Raw genomic sequence first — 17,170 nt, 5'->3', positions numbered from 1 at the left:
AAAAAAACTTATGTTTGCTATATAATATAATAAAAGATAGTCTAAATTTACCAATATTGTGTTTATAGTGACGATTCAGGAGGATTTTTATATGATAAAAGAAACACATGAAAGGGGAGGATATATATTAGCGCTTTTGATACTCCCCTTTATAAATAATATATATTTAGTCAAATACGATACTACATATAAAATAGTATTAATTATAATCTATATCTATTTTGCATATTTAGGTTCATTGTTTCCAGATATAGATATGAGAGGTTCTTACATAAGTAAAAAATTCATATTAATTTACAAATTATTTGGAAGTAGGTTTAGACACAGAGGGTTTACCCATAGTCTTCTTGCATTATTACTCATTAGTAGTTTTTTTAAGTCTCTAACAATCTTTACCAACAACAATATAGTTTTTTCATGTCTGTCTAGTGGATTTATAATAGGATATTTTTCTCACATGTGTCTTGACCTTATTACCAAAGAAGGTATCGAATTGTTTTTTCCCATTACTATAAACATTTCCTTACTCCCTATAAAAACTAGTTCAAAAACAGAAAAATTCATATCTAAACTTTTAAACTTCATAGTTATTTTTTTAATCGGATATCAATTTTACATTTTATTTTAATGTATTTTTATAGCTACATATTTATAAATTAATTAAATAAATTAAAAAAATTGTCTTAAAAGAATACTTTTAAATTTAATTTTTATTTAAATCTAATTCTTTTAAGACAATTTTAATTTTTTGACAAGTTAAATTCTTTTGTTATCTCTATCATTATCGTGTTTTTTATGATGAAATTCATAGTTATGATTTTCAAGGTTTTTATTAACTTTACTTCCAATCTTCCATGATAAAAATACTAATAGTATAAATGATGCTATCTTTAGTGGACTTGTTATAAATCCTTCTATATCACTTGCCACATAACTTATTACTATAAACATTACAAATTTTCCTGCCAACATTGCTGGAACAAAATCTTTTATATCTTTTTTACAAAAAGCTGATGCAACAGTAACTAAACACCCAGGCATAAATGGACAAGCATATGCTATAAATAGCAGTTTAAATCCCTGTTTGTCCATCCAACTTATTGCTCTTTCAGTTTTACTATTTCTCAACTTATTAAAAAGTCTACTATCAGTAAATCTACTTATTAATAAAAATAATGAGGTTGTCCCAAGCCCTGAGCCAATCCATGATAGCAAACACCCAAGTAATAACCCTTGTATAGCAGCATTTGCTGTAACTATCGCCACAAGTGGTAAGGCTGGTATAAAGCTTTCTATAAATGCACTTAATAAACCAATTATTGTGGCTAACACCCAATAGTTTTGAGTTAAATCAAGTAATTCTTGTATATACTGCATATTGCTTTTCCCCTTTTTTAACTTTAACTATTATTATATACTCTATATTGCTATTACATACCAATTTCAAAAAGGAATCTAATATTCAAAAGTAAATAATTTATGTAAATTTACAGTTAAGGTATCTTTATTTTATTATATATTATAACAAAAAAGTCTTAAAATATGAATCTATCATATTTCAAGACTTTTTCTTTTTATCTAGATATATTTAAACTATAGTATATCTGACTTCATAACATCTTCAAAATCCCCTTTTTCAGATATTAATCTTATCAATTTAACAGTGCAACTTAAATCATTTATAAGTATAGCTCCTACTAATGAACCATCTTTCATAAATAATTTTTTATATACTCTTTTACCTTCATCTTTTGATGAAATTTCTTTATCAAAATCTTGTATATTACCAATACTAAATACTTTAACATTCATAGCATCTAATGAAACTGGATATACATCACTTTCAAATTTCAAACTATCTCCACTTGCATTTGCTCCTGCTATTTTTCCCATTTCTACTGAAGATGGCCATATTGCTAGACTAGTGTTTCCTACTTGTGTAACATCTCCACAAGCGTATATATCTTTAACATTTGTCTGTAATGTATTATCTACAACAATACCTCTATCAATTTTTACAGATGTATCTTGAACCATCTGAGTATTTGCTCTCACTCCAATTGAAAAGACTACCATATCACAGTCAACACTATTGCCATCTTTAAATACAACTTTTTGGGCCCTTCCATTGCCATCAATACCATCAACTGCCACACCTAATCTTACATCTATGCCTGTATCTCTTACACATTGCTCTAGTATTTTACTGCCTTCTTTATCAAGTTGTTTTGATAATATACCATCCATTGCTTCAACCACTACTACTTCTAAGCCTTTTAATTTAAATTCCCATGCTGCTTCAAGACCTAATAGTCCTCCACCAATTACTACAACTTTCTTAGACTTTTCTAATGCTTCTTTTACATTATATAAGTCTTTTATATTTCTAAGTGTAAATACATTTTCTAAATCATGACCTTTAATTGGTGGTATGAAATTTCTACTTCCTGTGGCTATTACAAGCTTATCAAATTTAATAGCTCCATCATTTACTACAATAGTTTTATTTGCTTCATCTAATTTATCTACATTTGTTCCTAATATTACTACTATGTTGTTTTCGTCATACCAAGCTTTATCTTCCATATAGAAATCAGAATTAAGTTCTTCATTTATACCATCAGAAAGTGCAGGTCTATAGTAAGTTAACTCTTCCTCATTAGAAATCATAGTTATCTTACAAGTCTTATTTCTTTTTCTTATAGCATCTGCTGCATAGAAACCAGCTGCACCATTTCCTACTATAACAAAATATTCGTCAGTATCTTTTCTAAAAGTAACCTCATCTTCTTCAACTTCTATAAATTGGTCCTCTTTGGCTCCACATACAGGGCATATACTAGGAGCACTATCTCCTTCAAATACTTCATTACAAATTACACATTTAAACTTTTTAGTCTTCTTTTTACTTCCAAAAGTAGAGTTTAACTTATCTAAGAATTTTCCTGTATAAGCATATAATTTGTCAACTTCTTCCCCTGATGGTTTAAAATTAACAGCAAATGGTTTCACTGTTGTCATTCTAAGCTGATTGATTCTCTCCATAGCATTTTCTATACCTTCTCCACTCCATCCATATGAACCAAATACTGATGCAACTTTTCCACCATGAAGAACTGGATTTAAAGATACTAATATATCCCATATAGGTTTTAATGCATCCCCTAATATTGTTGGTGTTCCAAATAATACACCTTGCGATACTGCTATTTTATCTAGAATTTCTTCTTGCTTATGCTCTATTACATCAAATAAATTTACTTTATAATTGCTATTTTTTTCAATATATGATTTTATAGCCTCTGCCATGATTTTTGTATATCCATGTGCAGAAACATAACAAATTGTAACTTCTTTTTCTAATTTTACTTGTTCATTTACACTCCATTTATAATAAAGGTCTATAATTTTTCTAGGATTTTCAGTCAATACTGGTCCATGACCTGGGCACACTGTGTCTATATCTAAATCTTTTATCTTTTCTATAGCAGTTACCATAGATGGTTTAAATGGCCCCATTATACAATCATAATAATATCTTAAGGCATCTAAGTAATCCTTTTCTTCATCTTCATTAAGAGTGTTTACTATCTTGTCATTACTATAATGACTTCCAAATGAATCACATGTTACAAGAGTTTTATCTTCTTTTATATATGTGTATATAGTATCTGGCCAATGAAGCATAGGTACAGAGAAGAATTCTAAAGTCTTATCGCCTATTGATAGCACATCTCCATCTGCAACTGCAATATATTCAAAGTCTTTGTTTACGATTTCCTTTAGATACTTAATAGCAGTTTCTGAAGCTACTACTTTTGCATTTTTTGCTAAATCTAATAGCTTTTCAACGCTTCCTGCATGGTCTGGTTCAGTATGACTTACCACAATATAGTCAATTTTTTCAAAGTCTATATTTAAATCATTTAATCTTTCAATATATTTCTCAAAATGTTTATCTTTAACTGTTTCAAATAAAACTGTTTTTTCTGTGCCTTTTAAGACATATGAATTATAAGTTGTTCCATAAGGTGTATACATAATTATGTCAAATACTCTTAAATCAGGGTCAAGTGAACCTACCCAATATAAATTTTCTTTTATTTTCAATGATTTTAATGACATACCGTACTCCTCCTAAAATAGTTATTTAACCTTTTTATACCCTATTTGTTATATTTTAAACAAATTTTATTCAAAAAAGAATTTATTTTAAAAGCAACTTGAAACTCTTAATCTTCTTTTTCTACCTCCAGTATAGTTCCTTTTTTAGAATCTACCTTTATGTCATATTCATTTTTATCTTTATCTATTCTTATTTTATAAAAAGTAACATCTAAATCTTTATCTAAACTCCATTCTTTTACTATTCCATCTTGTTCTTTCAATGCAATTTCCATAGCTTTTTGAGGTGTTATTATATCATTTAAATCTAATTTTTCTTTTCTAGCTTTACCATTTAAATCTTCTGAATCCAATTTTTCAGTTTTATCTTGCAATACATCCTTTGTATTAGCATCTATTTTCATCTTATACTCATTATTATCATCTACACCTTCAACAGTATAAACATATTTATTTAAATCGCTTTCAAGACTTAAATCTACTATATCAGCATCCTTATATTTGTCTTTAAACATATTTATTGCATCTGTATAAGGTACTTTGAAGTCTTGTTCCATTAAACTTTCATCAATTTTGCCATCTTTTAAATCACTATTTGAAGCATTTGCTTCTTTTTTTGTATTGCTATTTTGAGGTGCTTGTCCTGAATTTGAATTTCCACTACATGCAGTTAATAAACCTGCAATAAGTATACTTGCTACTAATAAATATAATTTTTTACACATAAAAATCCTCCTTAAATAATAATTAATTTATTCTATATTATGCCCTTTAAACCCTTCATTTACCCTTTTATATTGCATATTTTCCTTACTTTATTTTAATTATTTTCAAAGCTTTATAATCAAAAGCTAAAAATCTATTTTAATATTACTTATATGAAAATTAACCTAAATAATAAGATATGAGTACAAATTTTTAAATTTCTAATATAATACCTGTTTATAAATCATAATTATTCTTAAAAATAGAAATGTTGAGATAAACTGAGATGAAATTGGATGATACACAAATATCCAAAGTTATACAACTTCTTATTATTTTAAAATACTGAGATAAGATGATTTTCTGTCTATCGTAAAATAATATTTAACTATACGTGTATCGCTCAAAGATGAAATATTTTTAAAATCTATATAATATAATTTATTATACCAGAATTTTAAAATTTAAATCTATAAAATAGTAAAAATTATCATTAATTAAATATGAAAATAAAAAATCTACATAAAATAAAAACAACTAAAAGAGATGCTTTAAATAGCATCCCCTTTATATAATTAAAAACTTAAATTTTATTTAGTTCCCTAACTGTTAAATCCATTTTAGGATAAGGTATTGTAATTCCTTCTTCATCAAATCTAATTTTAACATCTTCTAATAAATCAAGGTAAATTGTCCAATAGTCTTCTGTCTTACACCAAGCCCTAATTGCAAATTTAATGGCATTATCTCCATGTTCTACTACTCCTATAAATGGTTCTGGTTCATTTATTATTAATTTATGTCTATTTACAATTTCTTTTAAGACTCTTCTAACATGTAATATATCATCTTCATATCCTACACTAAAAACTAAATCAACCCTTCTAGTATTTTTTGCAGAATAATTTATCAGACTATCATTTGATACAGAGCCATTTGGTATAAGTATCTGCTTATTATCTGGAGTAGCTAATTGAGTATAAAAAAGTCCTATTTGCTCAACTGTTCCTCCATGACCTGCTGCTTCTATGTAATCTCCTACTTTAAAAGGTCTAATCAAAAGTATAATAAATCCTCCAGCAAAATTTGATAAACTACCTTGCAGCGCTAAACCTATCGCTACCCCTGCTGAAGCTATTACAGCAGCAAAACTAGATAAACTCATCCCCCAGTATTCAAGAACAACTATTATAACAGCAACTTTAAGTACACTTAAAAGAAGAGATTTCAAAAACCTTCTTAAAGTTAAATCGACATCTCTTTTGCCAAGAACTGTCATGACATGGTTTACAATTTTTTTTATTATTTTAAATCCAATTGAAAGTATGAGTAAACCTATTATAAGTTTTACTCCACTTGTAGTTGCCCATTCCAAAAGGCTTTCCATCAAACCACCCATGTCCATTTTATTAATATCTAGATTATTTAAATCTAACTTACTTATATCATCTATTTTTGTTGTATCCATAGAAAAAACTCCTTACTTTATATTTTAGAACCAATATTATAGTTTAAAGTTCTTATTTTTCTATTTAATATGATACAATATCATTTAATCATAGTAAACAAGATTTATATTCCAGTTAGCTCTTTTTTCTAAATCCAAACCTTCTATTATTTGTAGAACTTTATGCTAAGCCACTATGAAAATGCTATTGAGTTTTAAAATCATCATTTTTTACACCAATATGAGATGCTATTATAGTTATAATACTTAATACTATAAATACAATAAATCCTCTTTTATATCCATCAACTGTATTATAGAAATTTATTTGTAAAGATATAGCTATGATTAAATTAATAATACCACTTCCTATAAATTCAAAGGTATTAATAACACTAGTTGCCAATCCAGAATAAATCTCTTTATTTTTATATTTAGCATCATTAAATACTTGTAGATGTGACATGACTATACACCCCATTATAAAAAATGCTACTGGTAAAAACATTATTGGTGGTTTTACTTTAAAAACAATTACAATTATTATCCATATAAATAAGTCTATCATTGCACCATATTTTATTATGTTAAACTTGCTAGACTTTATTTTTGCAAACACAAAATCCATGATTATTGAACCAAATATAAATCCATATGTAAAAAATGATACTATAAACGCAGAAAAACTCTTACTAACTCCATAAACATCCATTATGTATCTTACTCCCCAAAGACTTGTAAATGCACTTGTTAAACCTACAAAAGAAAACATTATTATTGAATTATACCATGTTGACTTATTAATTATAACGGACTTAATCCCTTCAATAATACTAATTTTTTCTGATTCTTCATAAATATCAACATTTACATTAAATCCATATTCTCTTGGTGTATCTCTAACAATAATATACATACAACATCCAATTAAAATACCTATTATACCTATTAATAAAAATGAATTTCTCCAACCAATAAATTCGGACAAAAATACTAGCGGAAAAGTAGCAAGAACTCCTCCCACATTTCCAACAAATGAGAACTTAGCTGTTGCAGAAGCAAACTCCGATTTATCAAACCATCTACCTTGAATTTTTAAGATACAGAGTAATATTACTGATGTTCCTGCTCCTACAACTATACGAGAAAGATATGCTAATTCTATATTTTGTATTAATCCAAATAGTATCGAACCTATACTAGCCGTTATTATTCCAATACTACTAATCTTTCTTGCTCCATATTTATCAATTAATATACCTGCTGGTATTTGCATAAGTGCATATGAGTAAAGGCAAAATGATGCTATATTTGATATTTGTATAGAATTAAACCCTAACTCTTTTGCTAAATTATCTGAGACAACAGCAGTTGACATCCTTAAAAATAAGACTAAAATAAATGAAAATGTAATTATGCCCCAAACACTCCATTTAGTCTTTGTATAACTTTTCATATTTTCTCCCTCAAATCTATGTAATTTTAACTTTTATTACTCTGTTTGTAGACTTTCTATTTACAGTATGTGTTTATAAGAATTTTGTAATTATTTATCAAAATTTTTAATATGCATTTCTATTATACAATACACATACACATTTAACCATATATAAGAATTTATTCCTGTTTATATAATACTTAATTAATTCTTAAAGTAAACAAGAGCCATCTTTTAAAGTAACTCTAAAAGATGGCTCTTTATAAAAATATCTATTCTAAATTTAAATTTCTATCTAGTATATATTTTGTAGCAATAAATAATATTACTAAAATTATAATACTACCAAGTATAGCAAACATAAAATGAGAACTTTGATATAAATGATAAATCATGTTAGTATTTTCTCCTGGTAAAAATCTTTCAATTGTACTACCAACAGTTGATATTATCATATTTATAATTATAAAAGAAACAAATGCAGATACATTTCTATGTTTATTAAACTTTGGTAATTGCCCCATTGAAATTGCTGTATATAGCAATAAAATAAATGAAGTATATGAAATAAGCATTGTTAATAATAGCAAGAACATATCTAAAAAATTTTCAAACCCCAATCTGAAAACATTATTAAAAAAATCTAAAATCTCAGCAAATGCAATTCCAGAAGCACTAAAAAACATTAGTACTGCAAATGTACCTACTGCAACTATAAAACTAAGTACCGCATATATAAGTGCTGTTATACATTTGGATAATATAAGTGAACTAGTACTAACAGGAAGAGTAAACATTAAATAGCCTTCATCTCCCAAAAGATTTTTTCTAAATCTTTGAATTGTAACTACAATAGTTAAAACACCCAGTGCCATAAAAAGACTTGTAAGTACAAGTATTCCTATTCCTTGTATTTGGAATATATCAATCTTCATAAATATTCCATTTAATATAGCCACTACTATTATAGCTATATATAATGGTATAAACGTTCTTCCACTTGCCTTTAACTCATATTTTAATAGTTTTCCTAACATTTGAATTCCTCCCTAAATAATGCATCTATAGATTTACCTTTTTCCTCTCTTATTGATTCAACATCTCCTTGTAGTACTATCTCACCTTTAGATATAAATATTACTTCATCACATATATTTTCTATCTCACTTATTAAATGAGTTGCAATCAGCAAAGTACTATCCTCATAATAGTTTTTTAGTATAGTCTTAAGTATATATGACCTTGCAGCTGGGTCAACACCTCCAATAGGCTCATCTAAAATATATATATTTGCTTTTCTTGACATGACCAGAATAAGTTGTACTTTTTCTTTAGTTCCTTTAGACATTGTTTTTAATTTTTCATCTACATCAATATCTAAACTCTTAATCATTTCATTTGCCCTTCTAACATCAAAATCACTATAAAAATCATAGAAAAATTTAAGTAAATCTGATACTTTCATCCAGTCGTTTAAATAAGTTCTTTCTGGTAGGTATGATACTATTTTCTTTGTTTCTATAGATGGCTTCATTCCATTTATCATAATTTCACCATCATCAGGTTGTAATAATCCATTCATCAATTTAATCATTGTACTTTTGCCACTTCCATTAGGACCTAACAAGCCAACTATTTTTCCTTTTGGTATATTCAATTCAACATTCTTTAAAACCTTTTTAGTTCCATAGCTTTTATTTACACCTTTAAATTCAACTATGTCATTTTGAGAAACATCATTTATATTTTTATCCATTTTATAATTCTCCTTTCAAATTTTCTGTTATAAGTTTTAACATTTCATCTTCGTCATATCCAAGTTTTACTAAAGTCTCTTTTAATGTATTTATTTCAACATTGGCTATTTCCTCTTTCATAGCTTTTATTTTTTCCTTATCATCTGTTACAAATCTTCCTTTTGTTCTTTGGCTATAAACCAATCCTTGTCTTTCCAGTTCTGTTAAAGCTTTTTGCATCGTATTTGGATTAACTTCAGCATCCTCAGCAAGTGCTCTTACTGTTTCTAATTTAGAACCTATTTTTATTTCCCCTGAAACTATTTTTAACTTTAGATGTTCTACTAATTGTATATATATAGGTTTGTTATTATCAAGTTCCCATTCCATATTCATGCCTCCTCATTGTGTTATTATATTATTGTATTAATAACCTAATACAATAATATAATAATACAGCTCATATGTCAACTATTTTTAAATAAAATTATGAATATCTACAAGCTTTTTCATTTAAAGATAGTTTTTATAAAAAATAGCATTTTAAAACCTACTATTAAATCTCAAAATCTTCAAGTCTAAATAGGTATAATACAAGAAATTCCCTTAATCACTATGTTTTTTGATATTTCATTTGGTATTTATTTTTCTCTTGTCTGACTTAGAGATTTACATTCAAGGCTACCAAATTTTATATGAATCTATAAGAATATATGAAGTGAAAAAATAGAATTACATTTTCAGGTCTCAGTAGCCTTTATTATAATTATGTTCACATGCTATTACTTTTTTATCCTTTTAGCAAATTTTTCCTTAGCAAAATCGTATGACTCTTGTATCATTACTTTTAATTCTTTAAATGTTTTTTCTGAAGGATTTAAGACACACACCCATCCCATCCATGCATAAACAGGATGAGGCATAATTGTATCCAGTTTTGTAAAATCAAAGTCCATTTTCACAATTTGCCCAGCATCTGGCCGTTTTGGGATATTATCAAACCTTTTAATAAATGTTTCCTTTTTCAAGCACACATTTACACGATAAACATTACTTCGGTTTAGTGATGAACTTTTGTCATTTTCACCATCTTTTTCTTTGATAGTAAGAACATATACTCCTTTCTTTAAAATACCATTAGGATTATAAAATATCCCTCTTTCCCCCCAATTTTCTGTTAAAACAACATCATCTAAATTTGATACACAGTAATTGAATATATCGTCAGCTTTCATATTAAATATCCATCCTTTCTATAATATTTATATTGCTTTCAACACGATAATATCCTATCATATAATAGTGACAATAATTGTCACTATTGTAAAAAAAGGAGTAGAAAAATGTCAAAGGCTGAGCGCTTAATTGAATTGATGATAACTATAAATGCAAAAAGAAATTTTACTCTAAGAGAATTGGCTGAAGAATTTTGTGTATCAAAACGAACAATACTTAGAGATTTACAAGCTTTAGAAAGCATGGGATTCCCTCTATATTCAAAAACAGGAGCAACAGGTGGTTATCATATGTTAAAAGAACGTATACTACCACCAATTACCTTTTCAGAAAGTGAAGCAAAAGCAATATTTTTTGCCTATCAATCGTTAGCTTTTTATCGTGATTTGCCATTTGAACAAGAGAGAGTCTCTGTATTAAAAAAGTTTTTAAATTGTCTACCAGCAGATGTACAACATAATATTACTCAAATACAAAATAAAATTGTATTCTGGACACCAGATAGACATTGCTCTTCTCCCTTGCTAAAAGAACTATTTAACATAATTACAAATAATTCTGCTCTTACAGTTCAATATTCATCAAATAAAAACCAAAGTATCAGAACTATTATACCTGTTGGTTTATATGCAATGAATGGTCTTTGGTACTGTCCAGCTTATTGCTTAAAGTCAAAATCTATCCGTGAATTTCGTGTAGACAGAATTGAAAAGATTGTAAGTATAGAAAATATAACAAGTTCAAAATACAGTATTCCAAATTCAATACATGAATATCTTGAAAATTTAGAAGTTGCTAAAGATTATCATATTAAAATTCAACTAACAGATATAGGAGTAAAACGCTGTGAGGCAGAATTTCTATTAGCAAAAGGATTGACTGTTTTTCCTAATGGCGGTTACATAGATATGTATATCTCAAAAACAACACTAAACTGGGTAGCTGAATATTTCTTGTCATTTGGAAAAGAGGCCACAGTACTAGAACCAATTGAGCTTAAAACATTGATAAAATCAAAAGTTCAGGAGTTATACAATCATTACTGCAAAATAAACACTGGAGTGTAATGTCAATGGATGCTATCAATATATACTACATTCTAGTGTTTTGTCTAATCTATATGAGATAAGACTATATTTATATTTGTTAATGTTTACATATTTTAATAAATAGATGTATAAAAATCCACATAAAAAAATGAACTCTAGCTTAAAGTTCATTTTTAATATAACTTATTCATTTTTTATAAAGTAAATTGATTATTCTTTTGCTGAAGTGTATGCAATCAATTTTTCAAATTCTTCAATTGGCATTGGTTTTCCAAATAGATATCCTTGTGCCATATCACATTTGACTTCCTTCAATAGTTTAAACTGTGCTTCTGTCTCTACACCTTCAGATATTACTTTCATCCCCAATTCCTTTGCCATCTCTACAACTTTAGTAACAATTATTTTACTTCTCTTACTATTATATGTTTCCATGATAAATTTTTGGTCAAGTTTTAAAATATCCATAGGAATTTCTTTTAACATATTTAATGATGAATACCCTGAACCAAAATCATCCATAGATATTAAAAAACCTATCTCTTTTAAACTATTCATTATATCAATTAAAATATCAAAATTATCAAATATAATACTCTCAGTTAATTCAAGTTCTATATATTTTGCAGGTATATTGTACTTGTCAATTATATTTTTATAGGTTTCTATAAAATTATTACAATATAAATGTATTCTTGATACATTAACTGAAATAGTTAATGGGTTTATACCTGTGTCAATCCATTTTCTAAGTTGTATACAAACTTCTTCTAGTACATATAAATCTAAATTTATTATAAAACCATTTTTCTCAAAAAATGGTATAAACTCATTTGGAGGAATTAATCCCTTATCACGACTTTTCCATCGTACAAGTGCTTCCGAACCTTGTATTTCTCCTGTATTTAGTTCTATTTTAGGTTGCAAGTATACTATGAACTCTTTATTTTCTAAGCTTGAGAACATTGTATTTTCCATCTCTTTTTCTTTTATTTCTTGATCATGAATCTTGTTGTCATAAAATGCATATGAACTTTTATGTCCTCCCTTTGCCATTTTATGAGGTATATTAGCTCTATCTATTATTGGGTTGATATCTTTATCTTCTGGAAGTATAAAGTATATTCCACAACTTAAAACTAATTTATATTTTTCTTCCTGATTATTATTAAATAAATCCAATTCTTTAAATATAGATTCTAATCTATTTATTATATCTTCTTCTTCTCTATATTTCATGATTATTGTGAAATTATCAGCAGATATCCTTGCAAATATTTCTTCTTCAAATATATTATGTTTAATAATATTTGTTAAACTACATAAAATTTTATTTCCCACTTCATATCCAAACAAATCATTTATATACTTAAATTTATCAATATCTATATATAATAACGCATATTTCTCTTGAGTGTTTTTGCTTAATATTTTTTTAGCATCAATTACAAATTTATCCATAGTACTTGCTCCTGTAAGACCATCTGTATATACTATCTTTTGCAATTTAACTCTTAAACTTAATTTATCATATATTATATAAAAAATAAGTACTAGACATATTATCGTCATAATAAATATTATCTGCAATGCATAGTAGCTAATAAATTGTTTATTAAATAATCTGAATTCAAGGTTATTTATGGAGTTATTTTTATAAAGCTTATGTAAAGAATAGACTGGTGTTGTATATTTAACTTGTAAAATTATACAAATAAATAAAAAAACCATTAATTTTTTTTGTAATTTCCTCATAAAAATTTCCTCCCATTAAAGCACCTCTATTTGATTATAAATCACTAGCAAACAAACACATTCCAAAAGTTTCCATTTCTTGTAAAATGGATAGTTTTTATTAAAAATTAATATAATTATAATATAAAAATAAAATTTTTCAGAAAATTCATAGAAAGATATAGGCTTTTCATCAATAATTATATGCCAAAATAATCCAATTTATTTTCTATTATACCGATATGAAATGTATAAATCAATAGGAAAGACAACTAATATAACATATTCTATATATATAGTATAGCAAAATTTTACAAATTTTAAAATAAATATAAACTATCCATTTTACAAGAAATGACTACTTTTTATTAAAACACAGTATTTCCAATACATTCACCTTTAAAATTTCATTATGTTTTTCTTCTTCTATTCATTTCGACAAATCAACACTTAATTTTTATAATTAACTAAATTGAATAATATTTAATATAAATTTTTTAATATGCCTTTTTTACCTAATTTTTTAAAGTCATTTTTTAGATATAAACTCTTTATAAATTCATTTATATAATTAAAATATTATATAAATGAATTTATAAAGAGTTTATATAATGAATAAATAAATAAAATAACACTAAAGTATATATAAATAAAGCAATACTTATATATTTTAGTGTTATTTATTATCTCAATATATTTAAGAAATTTATATTTAATTTTTTAAATCTTTTCTGTATAAAAGTCTCATTCCTAATATAACTAATATAAAGCTTATTACAAGAACTAAAGCAAATTTAAATATATTTAAATTTGAAAAATCAACCTCAATAAACTTATATAAGTTAGCTATATTTCCTGTTGCATAATGGCTTACTATAACCGCTACACTATTATTTAAGAAATGTAATAACATTGATACAAATATAGAGCCAGACTTATATACACTGTATGCAAATATGATTCCTAATATTGATGTTGGAATTATTCTTATAAAATCCATATGCATAATACCAAACAATACTCCACTACATATTATTGCTAACTTTACAGACTTAACTCCATTTTTGGATTTACTAAATGCAGAAAATATAAAACCTCTAAAAAATATTTCTTCACATATAGCTGGCAATAATCCTATTATCAATAAATTCAATAAAAATTTATCCTTCATAAAAAGAGATTTATTTAAACTCTCAGCCACTTCCATATTTTGAGGAAATAAAAATAAAATTAACTGAGTTATAATCATAATAATTATGTATCCTCCAACCCAAAGAACAACGCCTCCTAAGAGATGTTTTAATGTTGGAATCTTTATACTAAATACTTCTCTAAAATCAGCTTTGATATAATATGCAAATATTAGTGGTAAAGCAATTATCATAACTTGCGTCATTACAATACCTGCTGTTCCAAATTTAATTTGAACCAAAGAACCAACATAAATTAAAAGAACTAATCCTACTGCATACAAAATAATACCATCACTCACAGTTGGTATAGACCCTTTTTTTATATTGCATCTTTTCTCCAAAAAAGAAAAACTCTTACTATTTCCAAAAAGTATTTCTTCAGAATTAAACATTTTAGACAGAAGTATAATTGCCAATATTACAAAAGCTATATTTGATGTTAAAACTAGTGCTATCAGATTTAAATCACTTTTAAAAGACAATACACTTTTTATAAGTAATGATATGTTTACCACAGGTATTACAGCTGTTACTCTATCCAATACTATATTGGGTATCATAGAAACATAAGATGGTATCATAATAACCAACATAAGAGGAGTTATATAGTTTTGAGCATCTTTAAAACTTTTTGCTAGTGAACATACACACATACTTATTGCTGCAACTACCATTGAAAACAGACATACACATATTAAAGTAGTAATAACTGGTAAAACTAAATCTCCATAATTAAAATTTCCAAAACCAAACTGGCTACTAAGACCACCACTAACTAAAATAAATGCCATCGTTAATCCTATAGATAAAATATTTAAAATTGCTGTTACTATTGCACTAAGGGAAACCGCCATATATTTTCCCATTACTAATTCTAAATTCGATATTGGGAGTGTAAATAAAGTTTCTAGTGTACCTCTTTCCTTTTCTCCAGCCATAACATCTATTGCTGGATATATTGAACCAAGCAAAACTCCTATTATTAATATAAATGGTAATATCTGACCTAAAAAGTAACCTGCTACTTCTTCTGTTTTTGCAATATCTATAGTATTGTATGTTATAGGTTCCAATGTACTCTGTACATCTAATCCTTTTTCAGCTAAAGTATTTTCTACAGTAAGTCTCTTGTATTTATCTAAAACAGTTTCAATTCTTTTTACAGAGTTAGAAGAATTTTCCTGAGATGAATTCATATATATTTTATAACTTGTAGCTGATTGCTTTTCTTCTATTTTTATGTAGGCATCAATTTTATTTTCTTCTAAAGACTTCTTATAATTATCAACACTTAATATTTTTATCTTGCCTTTATCATTTGTAGTATCTTTATTGTTCCCAGTGTCTTCCTCTAAATTATTCTCCTTTTCAATCATTGATACAAGCACTTTATTGGGTGTACTATCAAAAGCTATATTAATATCTTTACTATTCATACTATTTGCGGACATATTCATTACCTGAATCATCAACAACATAAGCAAAGGATATAAAAGAAGTGGTATAACAATCATCATAAATAAAGTCTTTTTGTCTCTTAGTATGTCTAACATTTCTTTTTTGAATATGTATTTTACAATTTTACTTCTCATCTAAACCTCCTCCATTCTAGCAAGATTTATAAACACATCTCTCAAGTTATTTACTCCTGATTCTTCTTTTAAACTTTCTGGAGTCCCTGATGCAATTATTTTTCCATTATGAATCATTAAAATCTTATCACATAAAATTTCTGCTTCTTCCATATAATGAGTTGAATAAAGTACAGTTTTTCCTATTAACTTTTCATTTTTCATAAAGTCTATTATAGATGCACTACTCAAAACATCAAGACCTAATGTCGGCTCATCAAAAATATATACTTTTGGGGAATGTATTAAGCAACGAGCTATAGATGTTCGCTGTGTCTGACCAGTTGATAGATTTTCAATTCTGTTGTCTATAAACTCATTCATATCCATTACTTTTACAACATTTTTAATTGATTCTTCTATTTCTTCTTTTGTCATTTCATATAAACTTCCAAAAGTTGTTAAAAGTTCTCTAGGAGAAAGTCTCCCATACAGCTTTGTATTTCCAGATAGATATCCTATTTCTTTTTTTGCTGAATTTCTATCTATTGAATAATCATATCCAGAAACACTTATATTTCCTGATGTTGGTGTTAATATTCCTCCTAACATTCTAAGTAATGTTGTTTTTCCAGCACCATTTGGTCCTAATATTCCAACTATCTCACCTTCTTCAACACTAAAAGAAACATTATTTACAGCAAGAAAGTCTTCTTTTTTAGTTTTAATCTTCTTTAATTTTTTTATCGAACTTTTACTTTTATCATCTTTTACAACCCTTGTAAAAGATTTACATAATTTATCTACCTCTATCATTTACCAACTTGCTCCTTTCTTATTTATAGATATATTTATATAAATATAACATATAAACCTTTTTTATATACTGTTTTTTATTTTAAAATATATTATTTATAAAAACACATATATTTACAT

The 17,170-nt window shown here is 26.5% G+C and carries 14 protein-coding genes; 2 read left to right on the top strand and 12 right to left on the bottom strand.

Going from position 1 to position 17,170, the window contains the following annotated elements:
• Positions 1-91 precede the first annotated feature (91 nt).
• Entirely contained in the window at positions 92-628 is a 537-nt protein-coding gene (locus tag IC174_RS06200) for a metal-dependent hydrolase (RefSeq protein ID WP_227433086.1), read from the top strand.
• A gap of 128 nt (positions 629-756) precedes the next feature.
• Here the strand turns inward: IC174_RS06200 and IC174_RS06195 are convergent, their stop codons facing one another.
• The 9 genes from IC174_RS06195 to IC174_RS06155 form a co-directional block, all read right to left on the bottom strand.
• A complete protein-coding gene (locus IC174_RS06195; protein WP_227433084.1) occupies positions 757-1,377 on the bottom strand; it encodes a TVP38/TMEM64 family protein in 621 nt (206 codons plus the stop codon).
• 216 nt (positions 1,378-1,593) lie between these two features.
• Positions 1,594-4,125 (bottom strand): FAD-dependent oxidoreductase, encoded by a 2,532-nt coding sequence (locus IC174_RS06190; protein ID WP_227482404.1) that lies wholly within the window; start codon positions 4,123-4,125, stop codon positions 1,594-1,596.
• Positions 4,126-4,232: 107 nt separating this feature from the next.
• Positions 4,233-4,850, bottom strand: coding sequence for a PepSY domain-containing protein (locus tag IC174_RS06185; protein WP_227433082.1), 618 nt, complete (start codon positions 4,848-4,850; stop codon positions 4,233-4,235).
• A 563-nt stretch (positions 4,851-5,413) separates the two neighbouring features.
• Complete coding sequence (locus tag IC174_RS06180; protein ID WP_227433080.1) at positions 5,414-6,298, bottom strand: mechanosensitive ion channel family protein; 885 nt, start codon at positions 6,296-6,298, stop codon at positions 5,414-5,416.
• Between the two features lie 184 nt (positions 6,299-6,482).
• Positions 6,483-7,733 (bottom strand): MFS transporter, encoded by a 1,251-nt coding sequence (locus IC174_RS06175; protein ID WP_227482403.1) that lies wholly within the window; start codon positions 7,731-7,733, stop codon positions 6,483-6,485.
• Between the two features lie 254 nt (positions 7,734-7,987).
• Entirely contained in the window at positions 7,988-8,752 is a 765-nt protein-coding gene (locus IC174_RS06170) for an ABC transporter permease (RefSeq protein WP_227433076.1), read from the bottom strand.
• The gene (locus IC174_RS06165) at positions 8,746-9,471 is read right to left on the bottom strand and encodes an ABC transporter ATP-binding protein (protein WP_227433074.1); all 726 of its coding nucleotides are present in this window, start codon (positions 9,469-9,471) and stop codon (positions 8,746-8,748) included. Before IC174_RS06165 ends, IC174_RS06170 begins: the two co-directional genes overlap by 7 nt.
• Before the next feature lies 1 nt (position 9,472).
• The gene (locus IC174_RS06160) at positions 9,473-9,841 is read right to left on the bottom strand and encodes a GntR family transcriptional regulator (RefSeq protein ID WP_227433073.1); all 369 of its coding nucleotides are present in this window, start codon (positions 9,839-9,841) and stop codon (positions 9,473-9,475) included.
• A gap of 392 nt (positions 9,842-10,233) precedes the next feature.
• On the bottom strand, positions 10,234-10,686 hold the full coding sequence (locus tag IC174_RS06155) for a DUF6194 family protein (RefSeq protein ID WP_227482402.1): 453 nt from the start codon (positions 10,684-10,686) through the stop codon (positions 10,234-10,236).
• A gap of 108 nt (positions 10,687-10,794) precedes the next feature.
• On the opposite strand from IC174_RS06155, the gene IC174_RS06150 reads away from it, so the two are divergent.
• On the top strand, positions 10,795-11,754 hold the full coding sequence (locus IC174_RS06150) for a helix-turn-helix transcriptional regulator (protein ID WP_227482401.1): 960 nt from the start codon (positions 10,795-10,797) through the stop codon (positions 11,752-11,754).
• Between the two features lie 192 nt (positions 11,755-11,946).
• On the opposite strand, the gene IC174_RS06145 is transcribed toward IC174_RS06150, so the two are convergent.
• The 3 genes from IC174_RS06145 to IC174_RS06135 form a co-directional block, all read right to left on the bottom strand.
• Positions 11,947-13,491, bottom strand: coding sequence for a bifunctional diguanylate cyclase/phosphodiesterase (locus tag IC174_RS06145; protein WP_227433063.1), 1,545 nt, complete (start codon positions 13,489-13,491; stop codon positions 11,947-11,949).
• A 691-nt stretch (positions 13,492-14,182) separates the two neighbouring features.
• A complete protein-coding gene (locus IC174_RS06140; protein ID WP_227482400.1) occupies positions 14,183-16,255 on the bottom strand; it encodes an ABC transporter permease subunit/CPBP intramembrane protease in 2,073 nt (690 codons plus the stop codon).
• Positions 16,256-17,050 carry an ABC transporter ATP-binding protein gene (locus IC174_RS06135; RefSeq protein ID WP_227433060.1) on the bottom strand — a complete coding sequence of 265 codons (795 nt, stop codon included), beginning with the start codon at positions 17,048-17,050 and terminating at the stop codon, positions 16,256-16,258.
• Positions 17,051-17,170: the final 120 nt, after the last annotated feature.

This window comes from Clostridioides sp. ES-S-0001-03, from assembly GCF_020676075.1.
In the GTDB taxonomy this organism is placed as follows: Bacteria; Bacillota; Clostridia; order Peptostreptococcales; family Peptostreptococcaceae; genus Clostridioides.
Note: the sequence above shows the minus strand (reverse complement) of the source record. Positions and strands in the feature narration are given on the sequence as shown.